16 protein-coding genes and 1 tRNA gene are annotated in these 19,762 nt (G+C 73.2%); 12 read left to right on the top strand and 5 right to left on the bottom strand.

All coding sequences use genetic code 11. The features are described 5' to 3' along the window. The first annotated feature begins 443 nt into the window (after positions 1-443). From AQJ11_RS16010 to AQJ11_RS15990, 5 genes are all read left to right on the top strand, one after another. Positions 444-1,649: a DNA polymerase III subunit delta' gene (locus AQJ11_RS16010; protein ID WP_014674051.1), complete on the top strand. Its 1,206-nt coding sequence runs from the start codon at positions 444-446 to the stop codon at positions 1,647-1,649. Between the two features lie 148 nt (positions 1,650-1,797). Beyond that, positions 1,798-3,411, top strand: a complete 1,614-nt coding sequence (locus tag AQJ11_RS16005) for an alpha/beta hydrolase (protein WP_059263522.1) — start codon at positions 1,798-1,800, stop codon at positions 3,409-3,411. A gap of 108 nt (positions 3,412-3,519) precedes the next feature. Beyond that, positions 3,520-3,596 (top strand) — tRNA-Thr (locus AQJ11_RS16000). A gap of 373 nt (positions 3,597-3,969) precedes the next feature. Then, a complete protein-coding gene (locus tag AQJ11_RS15995; protein ID WP_079082331.1) occupies positions 3,970-4,863 on the top strand; it encodes a glycosyltransferase family 2 protein in 894 nt (297 codons plus the stop codon). Positions 4,864-5,315: 452 nt separating this feature from the next. Beyond that, positions 5,316-9,005: an AfsR/SARP family transcriptional regulator gene (locus AQJ11_RS15990; RefSeq protein WP_059263521.1), complete on the top strand. Its 3,690-nt coding sequence runs from the start codon at positions 5,316-5,318 to the stop codon at positions 9,003-9,005. Between the two features lie 29 nt (positions 9,006-9,034). On the opposite strand, the gene AQJ11_RS15985 is transcribed toward AQJ11_RS15990, so the two are convergent. Continuing rightward, complete coding sequence (locus AQJ11_RS15985) at positions 9,035-10,723, bottom strand: bifunctional 3'-5' exonuclease/DNA polymerase (RefSeq protein WP_014674088.1); 1,689 nt, start codon at positions 10,721-10,723, stop codon at positions 9,035-9,037. A 58-nt stretch (positions 10,724-10,781) separates the two neighbouring features. After that, positions 10,782-11,564, bottom strand: a complete 783-nt coding sequence (locus AQJ11_RS15980) for a Clp protease N-terminal domain-containing protein (RefSeq protein WP_059263520.1) — start codon at positions 11,562-11,564, stop codon at positions 10,782-10,784. 160 nt (positions 11,565-11,724) lie between these two features. On the opposite strand from AQJ11_RS15980, the gene AQJ11_RS15975 reads away from it, so the two are divergent. Further along, the gene (locus AQJ11_RS15975) at positions 11,725-12,834 is read left to right on the top strand and encodes a DUF2786 domain-containing protein (protein ID WP_244218261.1); all 1,110 of its coding nucleotides are present in this window, start codon (positions 11,725-11,727) and stop codon (positions 12,832-12,834) included. 252 nt (positions 12,835-13,086) lie between these two features. On the opposite strand, the gene AQJ11_RS15970 is transcribed toward AQJ11_RS15975, so the two are convergent. Then, positions 13,087-13,602: a DUF4232 domain-containing protein gene (locus AQJ11_RS15970; protein ID WP_014674091.1), complete on the bottom strand. Its 516-nt coding sequence runs from the start codon at positions 13,600-13,602 to the stop codon at positions 13,087-13,089. A gap of 129 nt (positions 13,603-13,731) precedes the next feature. After that, on the bottom strand, positions 13,732-14,244 hold the full coding sequence (locus tag AQJ11_RS15965; RefSeq protein ID WP_398781054.1) for a hypothetical protein: 513 nt from the start codon (positions 14,242-14,244) through the stop codon (positions 13,732-13,734). A 462-nt stretch (positions 14,245-14,706) separates the two neighbouring features. On the opposite strand from AQJ11_RS15965, the gene AQJ11_RS15960 reads away from it, so the two are divergent. The 4 genes from AQJ11_RS15960 to AQJ11_RS15945 all read left to right on the top strand — a co-directional run bounded on the left by AQJ11_RS15960 (position 14,707) and on the right by AQJ11_RS15945 (position 16,323). After that, positions 14,707-15,081, top strand: a complete 375-nt coding sequence (locus AQJ11_RS15960; protein WP_059263517.1) for a VOC family protein — start codon at positions 14,707-14,709, stop codon at positions 15,079-15,081. A gap of 7 nt (positions 15,082-15,088) precedes the next feature. Then, entirely contained in the window at positions 15,089-15,436 is a 348-nt protein-coding gene (locus AQJ11_RS15955; protein WP_058081395.1) for an ArsR/SmtB family transcription factor, read from the top strand. Continuing rightward, the gene (locus tag AQJ11_RS15950) at positions 15,433-15,906 is read left to right on the top strand and encodes an SRPBCC family protein (protein ID WP_058081396.1); all 474 of its coding nucleotides are present in this window, start codon (positions 15,433-15,435) and stop codon (positions 15,904-15,906) included. The genes AQJ11_RS15955 and AQJ11_RS15950 overlap by 4 nt, the downstream gene beginning before the upstream one ends. A gap of 147 nt (positions 15,907-16,053) precedes the next feature. Continuing rightward, positions 16,054-16,323, top strand: coding sequence for a DUF397 domain-containing protein (locus AQJ11_RS15945; protein WP_014674096.1), 270 nt, complete (start codon positions 16,054-16,056; stop codon positions 16,321-16,323). A 118-nt stretch (positions 16,324-16,441) separates the two neighbouring features. Here the strand turns inward: AQJ11_RS15945 and AQJ11_RS15940 are convergent, their stop codons facing one another. Beyond that, positions 16,442-16,936, bottom strand: coding sequence for an ATP-binding protein (locus AQJ11_RS15940; protein ID WP_237280905.1), 495 nt, complete (start codon positions 16,934-16,936; stop codon positions 16,442-16,444). 345 nt (positions 16,937-17,281) lie between these two features. Here AQJ11_RS15940 and AQJ11_RS15935 point away from each other — a divergent pair, with 345 nt between their 5' ends. Beyond that, the gene (locus AQJ11_RS15935) at positions 17,282-18,106 is read left to right on the top strand and encodes a helix-turn-helix domain-containing protein (RefSeq protein ID WP_059263765.1); all 825 of its coding nucleotides are present in this window, start codon (positions 17,282-17,284) and stop codon (positions 18,104-18,106) included. An 87-nt stretch (positions 18,107-18,193) separates the two neighbouring features. Next, positions 18,194-19,654 (top strand): aldehyde dehydrogenase family protein, encoded by a 1,461-nt coding sequence (locus AQJ11_RS15930; RefSeq protein ID WP_014674099.1) that lies wholly within the window; start codon positions 18,194-18,196, stop codon positions 19,652-19,654. Positions 19,655-19,762 lie beyond the last annotated feature (108 nt).

The raw sequence follows: 19,762 nt of genomic DNA, 5'->3' as shown, positions 1-19,762 counted from the left end.
CTCCGGGGCGGCAAGGGCGTGGGTGTCGGCTTCGGCTCTGGGGCGGCAAGGGCGTGGGTGTCCGCCGGTGCTCGGGTGCGGGCCTGGGCGTCGGCGTGTGCGGTTGCCGCGGTTGCCGCGGTTGTCGGTCAGGTGCGGGCGTCGGCGCCGGCCGTGGCCTCCGCCACCGGACAGGCGCAGCCCTTGGGGCGGGCATGGCCCCTACTGGGCAGGCGCAGCCCTTGGGGCGGCCATGGCCCCCACTCGGTAGGCGCAGCGCTTCGGACAGGCATGGCCCCCACTCGGCAGGCGGGCTCCCACTCGGCAGACGCAGCCACCGCCTCCGGGCAGGCGCGTAGCCCATCGGCGCCACCGTCTCCGCGGCCTCCGTCCGCCCGGTTGTCAGTGCCCACCCGCACAATGGATGCCGGAACGCGGAGTGTGACGGAAGGGCGGCGTGACCCATGACCGTGTGGGACGACCTCGTCGGGCAGGAGAAGGTGAGCGCGGTGCTGGACGCCGCCGCGCGGGACGCCGACGCCCTCGTCACGGCCGCCGCGGCGGACCAGCCGCTGCCCGAGACGTCGAAGATGACCCACGCCTGGCTCTTCACCGGCCCGCCCGGCGCGGGCCGCAACCAGGCGGCCAGGGCCTTCGCCGCCGCCTTGCAGTGCGTGAGCCCCGACCGCGCGCTCGGCGGCGCCCCCGGCTGCGGCTTCTGCGACGGCTGCCACACCGCCCTCCTCGGCACCCACGCGGACGTCACGTCGGTCGCCGCGGTCGGCTCCGAGATCCTGGTCAAGGACATGCGGGACACGGTCCGCAAGTCGTTCACCTCCCCGGCGAACGGCCGCTGGCAGATCATCCTGGTCGAGGACGCCGAGCGGCTGAACGAGAAGTCGGCCAACGCGGTCCTCAAGGCGGTGGAGGAGCCCGCCCCGCGCACGGTCTGGCTGCTGTGCGCCCCCTCCATCGAGGACGTCCTGCCGACCATCCGCTCCCGCTGCCGCCACCTGAACCTGCGCACGCCGTCCGTCGAGGCGGTCGCGGACATGCTCATGCGGCGCGACGGCATCGAGCCGGAGGTCGCCGCGTCCGCCGCCCGCGCCACGCAGGGGCACGTCGACCGCGCCCGCCGCCTGGCCACCGACCCGGCGGCCCGCGAGCGCCGGGCCGCCGTGCTGAAGCTCCCGCTGCGGCTGGACGAGGTCGGCGCCTGCCTGAGGGCGGCCCAGGAACTGGTCGACGCGGCTGCCGAGGACGCCAAGCAGCTCGCCGAGGAGATGGACGGCAAGGAGGCCGAGGAGCTGAAGGCGGCGCTCGGGGCGGTCCAGGGCGGTCGCATGCCGCGCGGCACGGCGGGGGTGATGAAGGAGCTGGAGGACATGCAGAAGCGCCGCAGAACCCGTACGCAGCGCGACAGCCTGGACGTCGCCCTCGGCGACCTCACCGCCTTCTACCGCGACGTCCTCGCCCTGCAACTCGGCACGCGCGTGGCGCTCGCCAACGCCGACGCCGAGGACGCCCTGGAGCGGCTGGCCCGGGCCGGCACCCCGGAGTCCACCCTCCGCCGCATCGAGGCGATCGCCGCGTGCCGCGAGGCCCTGGACCGCAATGTGGCTCCGCTGCTGGCGGTGGAGGCGATGACGATGGCGCTGCGCGCGGGGTGAGACACCCAGCCCGTGACGGTGGCCGGCCGGGCGGGGTTCTGCCCGGCAGGGTGGCCGGCTGAGGAGGGAGGAGGCCCCCGTGTCCCTCGTACGAGCCACAATGCCCACGCACCGCACACATGTCGTCGCACACGGTTAGGCTCGCCGGATGCACACCAGGCCATCTCCCCGCACCCGCCGGACCCGGGGCATCCGCGCCCGGACGACGGCCCGCCTCACGGCCACCCTCCTCACGGCCGCCGCACTGCTCGTGTCCGCCTGCTCCTCCGGGAGCTCGACCACATCCTCCGCGGGCGGGACGGTGGAGGCGGCGCTGGCCGCGCTGCCGCGTGCGACGCCGTCGGCGCTGACGCCGTACTACGGCCAACGGCTGAGCTGGCGCGACTGCGGTGTGCCGGGATTCCAGTGCGCGACGATGAAGGCACCGCTGGACTACGCCAGGCCCGACGCGGGCGCCGTCCGGCTCGCCGTGGCCCGCAAGAAGGCCACCGGCAAGGGCAAGCCGCTCGGCTCCCTGCTGGTCAACCCGGGGGGACCGGGCGGTTCGGCGGTCGGGTACCTCCAGCAGTACGCGGGCATCGGCTACCCGGCCCAGATCCGGGCCCGCTACGACATGGTCGCGGTGGACCCGCGGGGGGTCGCCCGCAGCGAACCCGTCCAATGCCTCGACGGGCGGCAGATGGACGCGTACACACAGACGGACATCACCCCCGACGACCAGCGGGAACGGGACGCGCTGGTCGCGGCGGACCGGAAGTTCGCGGAGAGCTGCGGGGCCCGCTCGGCACGGCTGCTGCGGCACGTCTCCACCGTCGAGGCGGCACGGGACATGGACATCCTGCGGGCGGCGCTCGGCGACCGGAAACTCAACTACGTCGGGGCGTCGTACGGCACGTTCCTCGGGGCGACGTACGCCGGACTGTTCCCCCGGCAGGTCGGCCGGATGGTCCTGGACGGCGCGATGGACCCGACCCTGGACGCCCGCAGGCTGAACCTGGACCAGACGGCGGGCTTCGAGACGGCGTTCCAGGCGTTCGCGAAGGACTGCGTACGGCACTCCGACTGCCCGCTCGGCGGGAGGGGCACGACGCCGGCGCGGGTCGGCGCCAACCTGAAGGCGTTCTTCCGCAAGCTGGACACCCACCCCATCCCGGCGGGCGACGCGGACGGCCGCAAGCTGGGGGAGTCGCTGGCCACGACCGGGGTGATCGCGTCGATGTACGACGAGGCGTCCTGGGAGCAACTGCGCGAGGCGCTGACCTCGGCGATGAGGGAGAACGACGGGGCCGGCCTGCTGGCCCTCGCCGACAGCTACTACGAGCGGGACGCGAAAGGCCACTACAGCAATCTGATGATGGCCAACGCCGCCGTGAACTGCCTGGACCTGCCGCCGGCCTTCTCCGGCCCCGAGGACGTCGAGAAGGCGCTGCCCGAGTTCGAGAAGGCGTCCCCCGTCTTCGGCCCGGGCCTGGCCTGGGCCTCGCTGAACTGCGCGTACTGGCCGGTGCGGGCGACGGGTGAGCCGCACCGCATCGAGGCGAAGGGGGCGGCGCCGATCGTGGTGGTCGGCACGGTCCGCGACCCGGCCACCCCGTACCGCTGGGCCCGGTCCCTGGCCCGCCAGCTCTCCTCGTCCCGCCTGCTGACCTACGACGGCGACGGCCACACGGCGTACGGCCGGGGCAGCGCCTGCATCGACACGGCGATCGACACCTACGTCCTCCGCGGCACCCCGCCGCCCGCCGGGAAGCGCTGCTCATAGCCCCTGCCACCCACCCCGGAACCACCCACTCCGGGGTGGGTACGAAGCACCCCCGGAAACTGTGTAGACTTACCGACGTTGCCGATCGCACCATGGTGTGGGCAGCGCGCCGCTTTAGCTCAGATGGCCAGAGCAACGCACTCGTAATGCGTAGGTCTCGGGTTCGAATCCCGAAAGCGGCTCCACCGGAAAGACCAGCCAGGAACATTCCTGGCTGGTCTTTCGTCGTTCAGCGCACGCGACGGCGGCGCCGCGCCCGCTCGGCTCGCCTCCGTCTCGTCGACGGCGAGATGTGCCCCTGCGGTGGCCTGCCCGACTCGACGGCTGCGAGGTTCGGTGCCCCGTGATCCCTCTGTCCGCCGCTGACGTTCCCGGCTCAGCGCGGCTCGGCCGCACCAAGTCGGCCACACGGCGAACGTGGCGACAAAACCGGAACAAAGACGCGGCAAAGTGAACCGGCGGCCGGTGAACCCGCGGACCTGAGGCAACATCTTGGTGAAGGGCGGGCAGCGCGCGGTCGGGACGCGGTGCCGCTGTCGGCCGGATGGGGTGAGGGACGTGGTGGAGCCGAGGATCGCCGTCGCCGTGGTGACCATGGGCAACCGGCCCGCCGAGGTCGACGCCCTGCTGGAGTCCGTGGCCAAGCAGGACCTTGCCCCCGCCCGCATCGTGATCGTCGGCAACGGCTGCCGGCTGCCCGAGTTCGCCCACCGGCTCTCCCTGCCCGGCGAGGTCACCACCATCGACGTCGAGGAGAACCTCGGCTGCCCGGGCGGCCGGAACGTCGCCCTCGCCCGGCTGCGGGAGTTCGCGGACGTCGACGTCGTCGTGGAACTGGACGACGACGGGCTGCTCGTCGACCCCGACGTGCTGCGCCGGGTGCGCGACCTGTACGCCGCCGATCCGCGCCTCGGCATCGTCGGCTTCCGCATCGCCGACGAGCGGGGCGAGACCCAGCAGCGGCACGTGCCGAGGATCGGCAAGTCCGACCCGCTGCGCGGCGGCTACGTCACCGGTTTCCTCGGCGGCGGACACGCCCTGCGCATGGCCATGCTGGCCGAGACCGGGGACTGGCCCGCCGAGTTCTTCTTCGCGCACGAGGAGACCGACCTGGCCTGGCGGGCCGCCGACGCCGGCTGGAAGATCCTGTACGCCCCGGAACTGCTCCTCCAGCACCCCAAAACCTCACCGGCCCGGCATGCCATCTACTACCGGGTCAACGCCCGCAACCGCGTCTGGCTCGCCCGGCGCCGGCTGCCACTGCCGCTCGTCCCGGTGCACCTCGGGGTGTGGACGCTCCTCACCCTCGCCCGCACCCGTTCCACGGCGGGGCTCAAGGCCTGGTTCGGCGGGTTCGCGGAGGGGCTGCGAGAGCACGCCGGTGAGCGGCGGCCGATGCGCTGGCGGACGGTGTGGAGGCTCACCCGGCTGGGACGCCCGCCGGTGATCTGAGCAACGGAGCCCAGGAGGCCCGGGAAGAGGAGCGGGACGGGGCCCCGGTCGTTCACCTCCGCCGGCCGGGGCCCTTGTCGTCCCCGGATCCAGCCTGCGGCGACACTCCCCCGAGTTACGCGTGCTACGCGCGCGCCGTCGGGCCGAATCCGATGGAATGATCACATCAGGATGCGCCAACGGATCGCTAACATGTGGCCAACGGTTCGTCAGCGGACCGTGGAGCGGTTGGCCGGAAGTCCGCCGGTGGCAGCGGGAACTTCCCGTTCGGGTGGGCTGATTCAACTGCCGGACGGCAGAGGGCCGGTGGGTCGGCCGGCGGTCGGCCGACAGCAGGAAGGTGGCGGGAAACCGCTGTGGACAGGGCGGAATCCCGCCAGGTGACGGCGGGTACACATCCGCCGCGGAGCACGGTCGGATCCGGCCGCGCGGAAAGGCAGTGGAGCGGCGTGATGCGGCGGTGCGAGCTCCACTTCGGACTGCTGGGACCGCCGGTCCTCTACGACCGACCGCCCCACGGGATCTCGTACGACAGCTCTTACGCCACCTCTCCGGAAAGCTCCGGCACCGCTCCCGGAACCGTCGGCACGTCTCCCGGACCCTCCGGTGCCGCACCCCGATCCTCCGGTTCCCCCACCGCCCGCCGTCCCGCCGGGAAGGCCGGCCACGACGCCCCCGACAACGGCGTCCGAGCCATCGGCAGCCCCAAGGTCCGCGCCCTGCTCGCCGCGCTGCTGCTGGAACCGGGCCGGGTCGTGTCGGTCGAGGCGCTGAAGGACGCGCTGTGGGGCGGCGCCCCTCCCGTCTCCGCGCAGGCTTCCCTGCACAACCACGTCACCCGGCTGCGCCGGCTCCTGGACGACCCCGAACGGCTCAGGGCCGTACCGCCCGGCTATGTGCTGCGGGTCGACCACGGCGAACTGGACGTGCATGTCTTCGACGCGCGGGTCGCCGAGGCGCGCGCCGCGCACGCCCGGCGCGACTGGCCGGACGTCGTACGCGCCTGCGCCTCCGCGCTCGCGCTGTGGCGTGGCACGCCGCTCAGCGGACTGCCCGCCGACATCGGCGGCTACGCCCTCGTGCAGCGCCTGACGGAGGCGCGGCTGCTCCTGCTGGAGCTGCGCTACGACGCCGAACTGGCCCTTGGCGGCGCCCGCTTGGCCGCGCTCGTCCCCGAGCTCGCGGCCCTGGTCGCCGAACATCCGCTGCGTGAGGCGTACCACCGTCAGCTGATGCTCGCCCTGCACCGCACCGGCCGCCAAGCCGAGGCACTCGCCGTCCACCGTGATCTGCGTGCCCGTCTGGTCGAGGAACTCGGCGTCGAACCCGGCCCGACCGTCCGCGAGGCGCATGTCGAGGTGCTGCGGGGGATCGGTGAGCAGCGGGGGCGGGACGTGGAGTACGGCGGCTCCACGCGGCCGGCCGGGCAGGGCGGACAGCCGCGCCGGGAGGACGACTCGGCCGCCTGTGACGGCGACGGCGACGGCGACCGTTTTGGTACCGGCACCCCGAGCCACACCGTGGGCGGTGCCGCGTCCCCGGCGCCGCAAGCACCCCCCGCGTCGCCCTCCGCGCCCCCCACGGCCTCCGCACCCTCCGCGTCCTCACGCGAAGGCGACGGACCAGCCGCACGGCAGACCCCTCGTCCGGCCCAGTTGCCCGCCCCGCCGGCCCACTTCACGGGCCGTGCCGACGTGCGCCGCGAGCTGCGCCGCACGCTGACCGAGCCGTCCGCCCCGGCCCCCGCCGTCGCGGTGGTCAGCGGAATGGCCGGCGTCGGCAAGAGCGCACTGGCCCTGCACGTGGCCCATGAGTTGAGGGAACGTTTCACCGACGGTCAGCTCTACGTCAACCTGCACGGCGCCACCCCCGGCATGACCCCGCTCACCGCCACGCAGGCGCTCGCCGCGCTGCTGCGCGACCTCGGTGCCGCGCCCCGGAACATCCCGGAACACCCGGACGCGGCCGCCGCGCTGCTCCGCTCGCTGCTCGCGCCCGCGCGCATCCTGCTGGTGCTGGACGACGCGGCGAACGCGGCGCAGGTACGGCCCCTGCTGCCGGCCGGGCCCGGCTGCGCGGTGATCGTCACCAGCCGCTCACCGCTCACCGCGCTCGACGGTGCCCGCCGCTTCCCGCTGTCCCCGCTGACCGGTGAGGACAGCGCGGCCCTGCTGCGGGCGGTGAGCGGGCGCGCGGGACTGGACGCCGGCCACGCGCTGGTCGAGCTGACCGGCCGGCTCCCGCTGGCGCTGCGCGTGGTCGCCGCCCGGCTCGCGGCCCGCCGCGCCCTGACCCCGGACGTCCTGGCCGGCCAACTCGCCGAGACCGGCGGGCGCCTGCGTCACCTGGAGTACGACGACCTGAGCGTCCGCCGCTCCCTCGCCGTCGCCCACGACGCGCTCGCCGCCGCCGAGCGCGAGGCCGACCGGGACGCGGCCCTCGCCCTGCGCCACATCGGCGCGCTCGACCTGCCCACCTACGGCGCCCCGTTGATCGCGCGCCTCACCGGCACCGACGAGCGCCGCGCCGAGGCCGCCCTGGACCGCCTGGTCGACGTCGCCCTCCTGGAGGAGACGGCGTACGGCCGCTACGCGCCCCACGACCTGGTCCGCGACTTCGCCCGCGAACTGGCCGACGCCGCCCCGAGGCCCACCGCGTCCCCGGCCGCCGACGCGGCAGGTACGGATGCCTTCGGCGGGGCTCCCGCGCCGGTCGGCAACGAGTCCCCCACGGAGACTCCCGGCACGGCCGGCAACGGCGCGTCCGGCACCACCGACGCCGATGACAGCGCCGGAACCACCGACCTCACCGCCCCCGAGCGCACGTCCGGTCCCTCTGCCGTCTGCGGCGGCGCACCCAGTGCCGAATCCGCCTCTGCCGTCCCGGACCGCGCACCCGGTCCCGGACCCGCCTCTCCTATCCCCGACCGCACACCCGGTCCCGGTCCCGGACCCGCCGTCCCCGACCGCACCCCCCGTCCCGAAGACGCCCCCGCCGTCCCCGACCTGGCCGCTCTCCGCTGGTACGCCGCCATGGCCGAGCGGGTGTTGACGGCGGTCGTGGAGCCCGGGATCGATCAGGACGACCGGCGGCGGCCGACCTCCGCGCAGCCGGCGGAGCATGCGGCGGACGTGGCGGCCCTGGCGCCGTTCGAGTCGGCCGAGGAGGCGTTCGCCTGGGGTGAGCTGGAGCTGGAGAACATCGTCACGCTGGTGGCACGCAACGCCGGCACCGACGATCCGCGCACGGCCGCCCCCCTCTCGGCGCTCGTACGGCTGCTGTTCCCCTACGTGCAGCGCAGCGGCCGGGTCGCCGAGATGGAGGTGCTGGGGCGGGCCGCGCTCGGTGCCGCGCGGCGGCTCGGGGACCCGGAGGCCGAGGCGTACGCGCTGGGCGACCTCGCGGGCCTGCACTTCCTGACCGGCCGGCAGAACGACGCCCTCGCCCTCACCGACCAGGCCCTGGAGATCTGGGGGCGGCTGGGCACGGCGTCCCGGATCCGGCGCTGCCTGAACAACCGAGGGCTGCTGCTGGAGGGGCTGGGGCGCTTCGCGGAGTCGGGGGAGGCGCTGCGGCAGAGCCTCGCCTACTCGCGGCTGCTGAACGACCCCTACGGCGAGGCCGTCACCCGCAGCCACCTGGGCAACCTCTACGAGCACACCGACCCGCGCGCCGCTATCGAGCAGCACCGGCGCTCGCTGGCCATCGGGGACGAGATCGGCGCCGTCATCGTGCAGCACTCGGCGCACTGCAACATCGGCTACGCCCATCTCACCCTCGGCGAACCGGCCGCCGCCGCCCGGCACTTCGAGGAGAGCCTGCGCATCCTCGGCGGTCACGGCGACTGGCACGGGGAGTCCCAGACCCGGCTCGGCCTGGTCCGCGCGCTGCGGCGGCTGGGGCAGACCGAGCGGGCGGCGGACGAGTGCGCCGAGCTGCTGCGCCGGGCCGACGCCCGCGCCGACCGGTACATGGGCGGGCTGGCCCTGCACCAGCACGGGTTCCTGCTGCGCGAGCGGGGGCGGCGGGCGGAGGCGTACGACGCCTGGCGCGCGGCCCGCGAGGCGCTGGACGGCACCGACGAGCAGGCGATCCTGGCGGAGCTGCGGGAACTGGTGAGCGGCGGCTCGGCCGCGTGGTGAACCGCTGTGCACCCAGGGGGTGACAGGCGCTACTTGGCGTCGGCATAGCACCGCACCACCGCCGTCGTGAACGGGAACCGCACCGGTGTGTCGCCGAAGGTCAGCCGGCCGGCGAGGGCGGCGGACTCGCGGATGGCCTGGACCACGGCGTCGGCCTCCTCGGCGGGGCAGTGCACGATCACCTCGTCGTGCTGGAAGAAGACCAGCTCGGCCTTCAGCTCCGCGCAGGCCCGGCGCAGCGCGGCGAGCAGCAGCAGGGCCCAGTCGGCGGCGCTGCCCTGCACGACGAAGTTCCGTGCGAAGCGGCCCCGGGCGCGGGAGCCGGTCGACGCGGATCCGGGGCCCCAGCCGGTCTGGCCCTCCGGTTCCTCCTCGCCGATCGGGATGCCCGCCTCCTCCGCCGCGTCCTCGCCCGCCCGGGCGACCGGGGGGCAGGTGCGGCCCAGCCAGGTGCGCACCAGCCGGCCCTCCTCGCCCGCGCGGGCCGCCTCGTCGACGTAGGCGACGGCCTTGGGGAAGCGGCGGCGGAGCGCGGCGAGGTTCTTCAGGCCGTCTCCGGAGGTCTGGCCGTAGATCGCGCCGAGCACGGCGAGTTTGGCCTGGTTCCGGTCGCCGGAGAAGGCGCGGTCGGAGACGGACTGGTAGAGGTCGCTCTCCCGGCCGGCCACCTCCATCAGGCCGGGGTCGCGGGAGATCGCGGCCAGTACGCGCGGCTCCATCTGGTCGGCGTCGGCCACCACCAGCCGCCAGCCGGGGTCGGCGACGACGGCCCGGCGGATCACCTTGGGGATCTGCAGCGCGCCCCCGCCGTTGGTCACCCAGCGCCCGGTGACCGTGCCGCCGGCCAGGAACTCGGGGCGGAAGCGGCCGTCGCGCACCCAGTCCTGGAGCCAGGACCAGCCGTGGGCCACCCAGATGCGGTACAGCTTCTTGTACTCCAGCAGGGGCTCGACGGCCGGGTGGTCGACGGACTGGATCTCCCAGCGGCGGGTGGACTTCACCTTGATCCCGGCCTGCGCGAAGGCCTTGATCACATCGGCGGGCAGATCGGGCCGCACCCGGCGGCCGAAGGCGGCGGACACCTCGTCGGCAAGCTCGGCGAGGCGGCGCGGCTCGCCGCCGCCCGCGTACCGCTCGCCGAGCAGGTCGTGCAGCAGTTCGCGGTGGACCTCGGCGCTCCAGGGCAGACCCGCGTGGTTCATCTCGGCGGCGACCAGCATCCCGGCCGACTCGGCGGCGGTCAGCAGCCGCATGCGGTCGGGGTGGGCGGTCTTCTCGTGCCGCCGCACCTGGTCGGCGTAGACCGCGAGCAGGTCCGGCAGGGGGAGGCGGCTGCCGACGGGCTCGAAGAGCGAGGACTGGGCGCTCGGATCGGCCGCCCGCTGCGGCGGGTCGGGCGGGACGGGACCGCCGCGGAGGCGGGCCAGGGCGGCGGCGGCCGAGCGCGGCTCGCCGTACCGCCCCTCGTGGCCGAGCAGGAGGGTCTCGGCGTCCTCGATGTCGTAGCACCGCTCCACTCGCACCCCCGTGGCGAGCAGGCGCGGGTAGACCTCGGGGGTCGACCGCCAGACCCAGCGCGTCACCTCCGGGCGGCTCCGCACCGCCGCGGCGAGATCGCTCTCCCGCCGCACCGGTCCGGCGGGCAGCCCGTCCGGGCCGAGGGGGGCGACGTCCACGCCTTCGTCCTCGGCCGGTGCGAGCGCCCACCGGTCGGTCATGGATGCGAGTGTGGCAGGGGGGTCTGACAACGGCCCCGACCTGCGGGTTCGCCCCTCGTCAGTCCTGGCCGGGCTCCCCGGCTCCGGTCGCCGACTCGGCTGCCGCGGCGGCCTCCTTGTTGTTCTGTTCCAGCAGCAGCGACAGCACCTTGCCGACGTACTCCTCGGTGGCCGCCTTGGTGATGCCGAGGCCGCTGAGGACGCCCTGGCCGTTCTCGTGCTCCAGCAGGGCGAGCAGGAGGTGCTCGGTGCCGATGTAGTTGTGGCCGAGCCGGAGGGCCTCGCGGAAGGTGAGTTCCAGGACCTTCTTCGCCTCGGGTCCGTAGGGGACGAGGTCGGGGACGTCGTCCGAGGCGGGTGCGAGCGCGGCGGTGGCGGCCTGGCGTACGGCGTCCAGCGGGACGCCCTGCGCGGTGATCGCCTTCGCGGCCAGGCCCTCGGGCTCGGCCAGCAGCCCGAGGAGCAGGTGCTCGGGGCGGCCCTCGGCGTTGCGGGCGGCCACCGCCTCGTTGTGCGCGGCCATGACCACGTTCCGCGCGCGGGGGGTGTAGCGGCTGAAGCCCTGGCTGAGGTCGAGGTCGGTGGACTCCTTGGGCACGAACCGCTTCTGCGCGGCCTGCCGGGTCACGCCCATGCTGCGCCCGATGTCGGTCCAGGAGGCGCCCGAGCGGCGGGCCTGGTCGACGAAGTGCCCGATCAGGTGGTCGGCCACGTCACCGAGGTGATCGGCGGCGATCACCGCGTCCTGGAGCTGGTCGAGGGGTTCGCTGTGAGCCTTCTTGATCGCCTCGATGAGGTCGTCGAGGCGCACGGATGCCGTGATGTTCGGGTTGGTCGCCATAGTGTCAACCGTAGGTTGCGCCTCTGAGACTGTCAACCGATGGTTGACACCCTCTCCGCCGCCCGCCCGGGGCCTCTCCGCTCCGGTCTTCCCCGATCGTTGTCCACAGGCTGTGGACAACGATCGGGTGTTGTCGGCGGGGCGTGGCACGATCGACGACGTGACCAGCACTGCCAGCACCGTCGAACGGGCCTTCCGGGCCGCCCTCTACGACGACACCGACACCGGCCTCGACACGGGCGCCTCCCTGCTCGCCGCCGATCCGGGCGCCGACGCCGAACTCGCGCGGAGAGGCGAGGACTTCGTGGCCGGGGCCTGGCAGCGCGGCTGGCAGCCCGCCGACGTCGTACGGCTGGTGCGGCGCGAGCTGGACGACGCGCACGTCCGCCTGGCCGCCGCCCTGATCCGGGCGCAGGCCGGGCGGGACCGCCCGCGCGGGCGCCGCTGGACCGACCAGCTAGCGGCGCTGCCCGCCGGCCCCGAACGCACCGCCGACCGCTTCTCGCACGCCACGGCGGTCCTGGAGCTGTACCGCCTGCTGCTTCGCCTGCCCTCGCTGGAGCCGCTGGACGAGGAGCCCCGGCGCGCCCCCGGTCCGGCCGCCTCCCGCATGCTCTCCCGCATCCGCGCGCTGCTCGCCAAGGCCGAGGCCACCGGCTATCCGGAGGAGGCCGAGGCGCTCAGCGCCAAGGCGCAGGAGCTGATGGCCCGGCACAGCGTCGACGAAGCGCTGCTCGCCGCCGAGGCGCCCGCGCCGGACGCGCCCGGTGCCTGCCGCATCGGGGTCGAGCCGCCGTACGAACAGGCCAAGGCGGTCCTGCTGGACGCGGTGGCCACGGCGAACCACTGCCGCGCGGTGTGGAACGAACCGCTGGGCTTCTCCACGGTCGTCGGGTTCGAGGCGGACCTGGAGGCGGTCGAGCTGCTCTACACCTCGCTGCTGGTGCAGGCCACGCACGCGATGACGAAGGCGGAGGCCGCCCAGAGAGCCGGCGGGCGCAAGCGGACCAAGACCTTCCGGCAGTCGTTCCTCGCGGCCTACGCGCACCGCGTCGGCGACCGGCTCGCGGCAGCCGCCGAGACCCAGGTGACCCAGGACCTGCTGCCGGTGCTGGCCACACGCGAGACGGCCGTCACCGGCCGGCTGGAGCGCATGTTCCCGGAGACCACGACGACCCGGCTGCGGGGGGTCAGCGACGCGGCGGGCTGGACGGAGGGCGCACGCGCGGCGGACCAGGCACAGGTCAGAGCCCGCCCGCGCCTGGGGTGACGACCGGCTACCGACCGGCCCGCTCGCCGACCGACCCGCTCGCCGACCTTGCTCCCGTGCCGGCCGACCCAGCCGCCGACCCGCCCAGCCACCGACCCGCTCGCTCGCCGCGCCCGGTCGCCGATCGTTCCCGTGCCGGCCGACTCAGCCGGCGACCCGCTCCCGTGCCGACCCGCCCAGCCGCCGACCCGCTCCCGTGCCAACCCGCTCGCCGCCGCCCTCAGCCGCCGACCCGCTCCCGCCTCGCCCCGCTCAGTCGCCCACCTGCTGGAAGGCGCTCACGGACGCGTCCGGGCCGCTTCCGTCGGCCTTGCCCGCGACCGGGCCGTACTTCCACGGGAAGCTCCGGCCGGTGTCCGAGCCGGGCAAGGTGATCTTCACGGTCTGCGCCGCGAGGGCGTTCTTGGCGCCCTCCGCACCCCGTACATAACTGATCGAGAAGGATGCGGAGTCGCCCTTGGCGAGCTTCAGCTTCTGGGCCTTCGCGCCCTTGAGCACGGGCACCCGGGCCTTGGCACCGCCCCCGCTCAGCTCGATGTCCGGGAAGTCGTCCAGCGTGCAGGGGGCGCTCTGGTTGGTGATGCTGACCGGGATCTCGCCGGTGTCCCCGGCGGCCGGTGCCACGCTGGCCGCCCCGATCTCCAGCGAGACCCCGCCGATCTCGCAGGCGGAGCCGCTCTTGCCGGTCTTGTTCCCGCCGCTGTCGTTGCAGGCGGTCAGCAGCAGAGCGGCGGCGAGAGCGGTGACGGTGAGCGGAATGGCGCGCATGAGCAGGTTCCCATCGAGGTGGTGACGGTCTCCCCCGCATCATGGCCCCTGCGGCCGGGACGCGATCACGCACCCCGGCCCGATTCACCACTTCAGATGGTGCTCAACGGCGTGAAGGCCGCGAAAGCGTCACCGCCGCACCGGCACCGTCGGCAGCCCCGACGGCAGCTTCCCGCCCTCCGCCTTGGTGTACGTCTCCTGCCCGGCCTTGCCCGACCAGGTCACCTTCAGCGTCGTACCGTTCACCGAGTCGACCATGCCGGTGGTGCGGTCCATGTCCCCGCCGGCACAGGTCAGATGGATCATCTGCATGCCGTCCTCGGCGCCCGCCGTCCCGCTGCACACGGTCCCGCCGGTCGCGAAGATCCCGGCCTTCTTCCCGGTGACCACCAAGGCCACGATCTTGCCGTCGGCGGTGGTGATCCAGCTGCCCTGGAGCCTGGTGGAGGCACCGGCGGGGGAGCCCGCGCCCGGCGACGGGGCCGCGGTCGCGTTCGTCGAGGGTGACGCCGAGGTGCCGTCGTCGCCCCCGGAACCGCCGCCGCTGCACGCCGTGAGCGCCAGCGCGCCCGCCAGCCCCACGGCCAGGGCCGCGCCCCGCCCCCGCGCAGTAGCCCGCACTCTCGCAGTCGCACCAGTCACCGGAAGCTCCCTCAGCGATAGCGGCCGGCCGCCCTCGCCGGACGGCCCGCAGCGCAAGCTACCAGCAGTGACCAGGAGGACTTCCGCAGGCCGGGCGGGAACCCTCGGTGGGCGGACCCGCGCGGGCCCACCGGGACAGGCCGATGGCGGCAAGTGGCCGCACGGGCGGCCGTCGGCCCGGTCGCGGTCGCAAACGCGAACGGGTGGCGCGGGCGTCCCATGGTGCCCGCCCAGTCCCCGCCTCCCGTCCAGTCCCCGCCTCTCGGCCGGTTCCCGCCTCCCGTCCAGTCCCCGCCTCTCGGCCGATTCCCGCCTCCCGTCCAGTTCCGGCCCCTCGGCCGGTCCCCGCCGTTCGGCCAGCCGTCGGGCCAACCGTCGGGCCCACATGGTCGTCGAGCGCCCAACGCGTAGGAAATCCCCTACGCTTGACTGGTAGGTAAATCCCTACCTATCGTCGACGGCATGACCATCACGCACGCCTCCTTCGTCACCCTCCCCGTCGCCGACCAGGACCGCGCCCTGCGCTTCTACCGCGACGTCCTCGGTTTCGAGGTCGCCGTCGACCGGGAGATGCCCCAGGGCCGCTGGCTCCAGGTGGCCCCCGAGGGCGCCCGGACCGTCTTCACGCTCTCCGGGCCCGGCATGGGCGGTTTCGAGCCCGGTTCCGCGGGGGGGATCATGTTGGTCACGACCGATGTCGACGCCGACTGCGCCCGGCTGGCCGCGGCCGGCGTCGAGGTGCGGGGGCCGGACGACGTCCCCTGGGGGCGGATGGCCTCCTTCACCGACCCCGACGGCAACGGTCTGATGCTGCTGACGGAGAAGGAAGGCTTCTGACCGCTCGATGAACGGGACGGGTACCGCCGCCGAGGACCGCGTCTTCGCCGCGCTCGCCAACGCCACCCGCCGTGAGGTGCTGCGGCTGCTGCGCGAGCGCGGACCGCAGCCCGTGCAGGCCCTGGCCGACCACTTCGACATGCGCCGCCCGAGCCTCTCGGAGCACCTCAGGGTGCTGCGGGAGGCCGGCCTCGTCTCCGAGCGGCGTTCCGGACGGCAGCGCGTCTACCGCCTGGAGGCGGCTCCGCTCGCCGATGTGCAGGACTGGCTCCATCCGTACGAGCGGTTCTGGCGCGAGCGGCTGAAGGGCCTCGGCGATCTCCTCGACCGCATGCCCGACGATGAGCAGTCATGAACGCGGCACCCGGACCTGACGCGGACGACCTGACGACGATCCGCGTCGATCAGTTCTTCCCGCACGAGCCCGCCAAGGTCTGGCGCGCCCTGACCGACCCCGACCTGCTGGCCCGCTGGCAGATGCCCGGTGCCGAGGACTTCCGGCTCCGGGTCGGACACCGGTACCGGATGACCTCCGTCCCCCGTCCCAACGCCCGTTTCTCGGGCGTCGTAGAGGTGGAGGTGCTGGCCTACGACACCGAGCGGATGCTGTCCCTCCGCTGGGCCGATGCCGATCCGGCCAACCCGGCCGACTGGACGATCACCTGGACCCTGGAACATGAGGGGCGCGGTACGCGTCTCTTCCTAGTGCACGAGGGGTTCGATCCGGACGACCCCGCCCAGCTGATGGCTCGGAAGATCATGGGCGGGGGCTGGAGGGGGCATGTCCTGCCTGCTCTGGGGCAGGCGCTGGAACGGCTTCGGTAAAGCGGACGTCAAGACTGTAACCGCGGCACCACTCCCCGTGCACGTGCATTTGCTCATGCACCTGCACGTGAACAGAGCTATGATCCGGGTCAGTTGACTACAGCATCTATGGCCTCACCAGCCAGTGCACCACTCGGGGAGCGACCTGTGGACCGCGACGTTGACGGCGTGTACGGGGGGTACGACGTGTACAACGGCATGGCTGCCACGCAGCTGGACGGAGTGGCCTGGCAGAAGAGCAGGCACAGCAACTCGCAGGGCTCCTGCGTGGAGTTCGCGCGGCTGCCGGGCGGTGAGGTCGCCGTACGGAACTCGCGGTTCCCGGACGGGCCGGCGCTCGTCTACACGCGCGCGGAGATCGAGGCGATGCTCCTGGGCGTCAAGGACGGAGAGTTCGACCATCTGATAGCCGGCTGACGCCGGCACCCGGCTCGTGCCGCACCGCTGGCAACGATGTCGGCCGTGCGGACCGACGCGGATCGGTGGACGCGCGTAGAACCCGCCGAACCCGCGTGCCCGCCGGAGTCGTACCGGATCACGCGGCCGTGTGCAGCCGGAACAGCGCCCAGACCACCTTGCCGTCGAGCGTGCCCGCGAGCGGGTGCCAGCCCCAGCTGTCGGCGAAGGAGTCGACGAGGAACAGCCCCCGGCCCGACTCGGCCGAGAAGTCGTCCGACTCCCGTGGGGCCGGGCTCTCGTGGCTCGGGTCGCGCACCGCGCACACCAGCCGCTCGGTCCAGCGCATCAGGTGCAGCCGCACGGGCGGGTGCGCCTCGCCCCCGCGCGGCGCGGCCGGCACCGCGTGGCGCAGCGCGTTGGTGACGAGTTCGGAGACGACGAGACAGATGTCGTCGAAGCGGTCGCCGACGTCCCACTGCTCCAGCGTGCACCGGGTGAAGCGCCGGGCCTCGCGCACCGCCTCGAACCGGGCGGGCAGGGCGCAGGAGGCGGCATCGGACACGGCCGCGGGATCGAGCGGCGGAAGGCCCTGCCGTAGCGGCTTGAGCATGGTCGATCCATTCGTTCCCATGCGGGGCACTCCCGGGAATTCGCGGTCGTTGCGAGGCAGCGGTGGCGCGGCACCCATGGTTTCGGATGCGCACAGCAGATGCAAGGGCAGATGCACGTGCACGCGACCGAAATGGCACCCCCCGTACCGCTTCTTGGCCATTTTTTCTGCCATCTTCACGATGTTCCCGCCAGAGGTCCGGACCTCTGCCCGGCCCGCACCCGGTGGAAACGGGCGCGCTCTTTCCGTTTCCGTAACCGGACGAGTACTGCTCGAAGTGATTTAGTGGCAGACTTCGGCCCCTGAAGACGGTTGGGGAGGCTGGCGAAAGTGAGCGCGGGAGAGCCCGGATCGGTGGTGCGGCGGATGCTGCTCGGCTCGCAACTCAGGCGACTGCGGGAAGCGCGGGGGATCACGCGTGAGGCGGCGGGGTACTCGATCCGTGCCTCGGAGTCGAAGATCAGCCGGATGGAGCTGGGCCGGGTGAGCTTCAAGACGAGGGACGTCGAGGACCTGTTGACGCTGTACGGCATCACGGACGAGACGGAGCGCGAGTCGCTGCTCTCCCTCGCCCGGGAGGCCAACGTGGCGGGCTGGTGGCACAGTTACACCGACGTCCTGCCGAGCTGGTTCCCCACCTATGTGGGCCTGGAGGGCGCCGCCTCGCTGATCCGCGTCTACGAGGTGCAGTTCGTGCACGGGCTGTTGCAGACCGAGGAGTACGCCCGCGCGGTGGTCCGGCGCGGCATGAAGGGCGCGAGCGTCGCCGACGTCGAACGCCGGGTCGCGCTGCGCCTGGAGCGGCAGAAGTACCTGCTCGCCGAGAACGCCCCCGAGTTCCACATCGTCCTGGACGAGGCCGCCCTGCGCCGCCCCTACGGGGACCGCGAGGTGATGCGCGGCCAGCTCCAGCACCTCATCGACGTCTCCGAGCGGCCCAACGTACGGCTCCAGGTCATGCCCTTCAGCCTCGGCGGGCACTCCGGCGAGAGCGGCGCCTTCACCATCCTGAGCTTCCCCGAGTCCGACCTGTCCGACGTGGTCTACCTGGAGCAGCTGACTAGCGCCCTCTACCTGGACAAGCGCGAGGACGTCGCCCAGTACGAGCAGGCCCTGAAGGAACTCCAGCAGGACAGCCCCGGCCCGGACGAGAGCCGCGACCTCCTGCGCGGTCTGCTGCAACTGTCCTGACCGGCCCCAACTTCCGTAACCCGCAAGTAGGATGACGTGCGATCAGACCTGGCGTGGATCTGTGGCCGCTAGCGATTGAGGGATCACATGTCGTCCTACTTCACCGACCTGGCCCGGCAGTACATCGACGGCGAGTGGCGGCCGGGCACCGGCTCCTGGGACGTCATCGACTTCAACCCCTACGACGACGAGAAGCTGGCCTCGATCACGGTGGCCACGGTCGACGAGGTGGACCAGGCCTACCAGGCCGCCGCCCGCGCCCAGAAGAAGTGGGCCGAGACCAGCCCCTACACCCGGCGCGCGGTCTTCGAGCGGGCCCTCAGGCTGATAGAGGACCGAGAGCAGGAGATAACCGACCTGATCATCGCGGAGCTGGGCGGCACCCGCGTCAAGGCCGGCTTCGAGCTGCACCTCGCCAAGGAGTTCCTGCGCGAGTCGGTCCACCTCGCGCTGCGCCCCGAGGGCCGGATCCTGCCCTCCCCGGGCGAGGGCAAGGAGAACCGCGTCTACCGCGTGCCCGTCGGCGTCGTGGGCGTCATCAGCCCCTTCAACTTCCCGTTCCTGCTGTCGCTGAAGTCGGTCGCGCCGGCCCTCGCGCTCGGCAACGCCGTGGTGCTCAAGCCGCACCAGAACACCCCGATCGCCGGCGGCACCCTGCTCGCGAAGATCTTCGAGGACGCCGGGCTGCCCGGCGGCCTGCTCAACGTCGTCGTCACCGACATCGCCGAGATCGGTGACGCGTTCCTTGAGCACCCCGTCCCGAAGGTCATCTCCTTCACCGGCTCGGACAAGGTCGGCCGGCACGTCGCCACCGTCTGCGCCAGGAACTTCAAGCGCGCGGTCCTCGAACTGGGCGGCAACAGCGCCCTGGTGGTGCTGGACGACGCCGACATCGACTACGCGGTGGACGCGGCGGTCTTCAGCCGGTTCGTGCACCAGGGCCAGGTCTGCATGGCCGCCAACCGGGTCCTCGTGGACGCGTCGGTGGCCGACGAGTTCACCGAGAAGTTCGTCGCCAAGGTCCGCGGTCTCAAGGTCGGCGACCCGCGCGACCCGCAGACCGTGATCGGCCCGGTGATCAACTCCGCGCAGGCGGCCGCCGTCTCCGGCACCGTGGAGCAGGCGCTCGCCGAGGGCGCCACCGCCCTGGTGCGCGGCACCACGACCAACAACCTGGTCGAGCCGACCGTGCTGACCGGCGTCCCGGCCGGCTCCCCGCTGCTCCAGCAGGAGGTCTTCGGCCCGGTCGTCTTCCTCCTCACCTTCGACGGCGAGGAGGAGGCGGTCCGGATCGTCAACGACACCCCGTACGGCCTCAGCGGCGCCGTCCACACGGCCGACATCGAGCGCGGCGTGGCCTTCGCCAAGCGGACCGAAACCGGCATGTTCCACGTGAACGACGGCACGGTCCACGACGAGCCGATCGTGCCCTTCGGCGGTGAGAAGCACTCCGGCCTCGGCCGTCTCAACGGCGAGACCACGCTGGAGGCGTTCACCACCGTCAAGTGGATCTCGGTGCAGCACGGGCGCAGCGCGTTCCCGTTCTAGTCGGGGCCCTCTGCCGTCACGCGCGCCCCTGTCGTCCCGCAGCCGATTCTTTCGGCGACCTTTCGACGTGCGGGCCATAGCGGACAGGATCTGACCGCAATGGCCCCT

The organism is Streptomyces corchorusii (genome assembly GCF_001514055.1).
Classification (GTDB): Bacteria; Actinomycetota; Actinomycetes; order Streptomycetales; family Streptomycetaceae; genus Streptomyces; species Streptomyces olivaceoviridis.
Note: the sequence above shows the minus strand (reverse complement) of the source record. Positions and strands in the feature narration are given on the sequence as shown.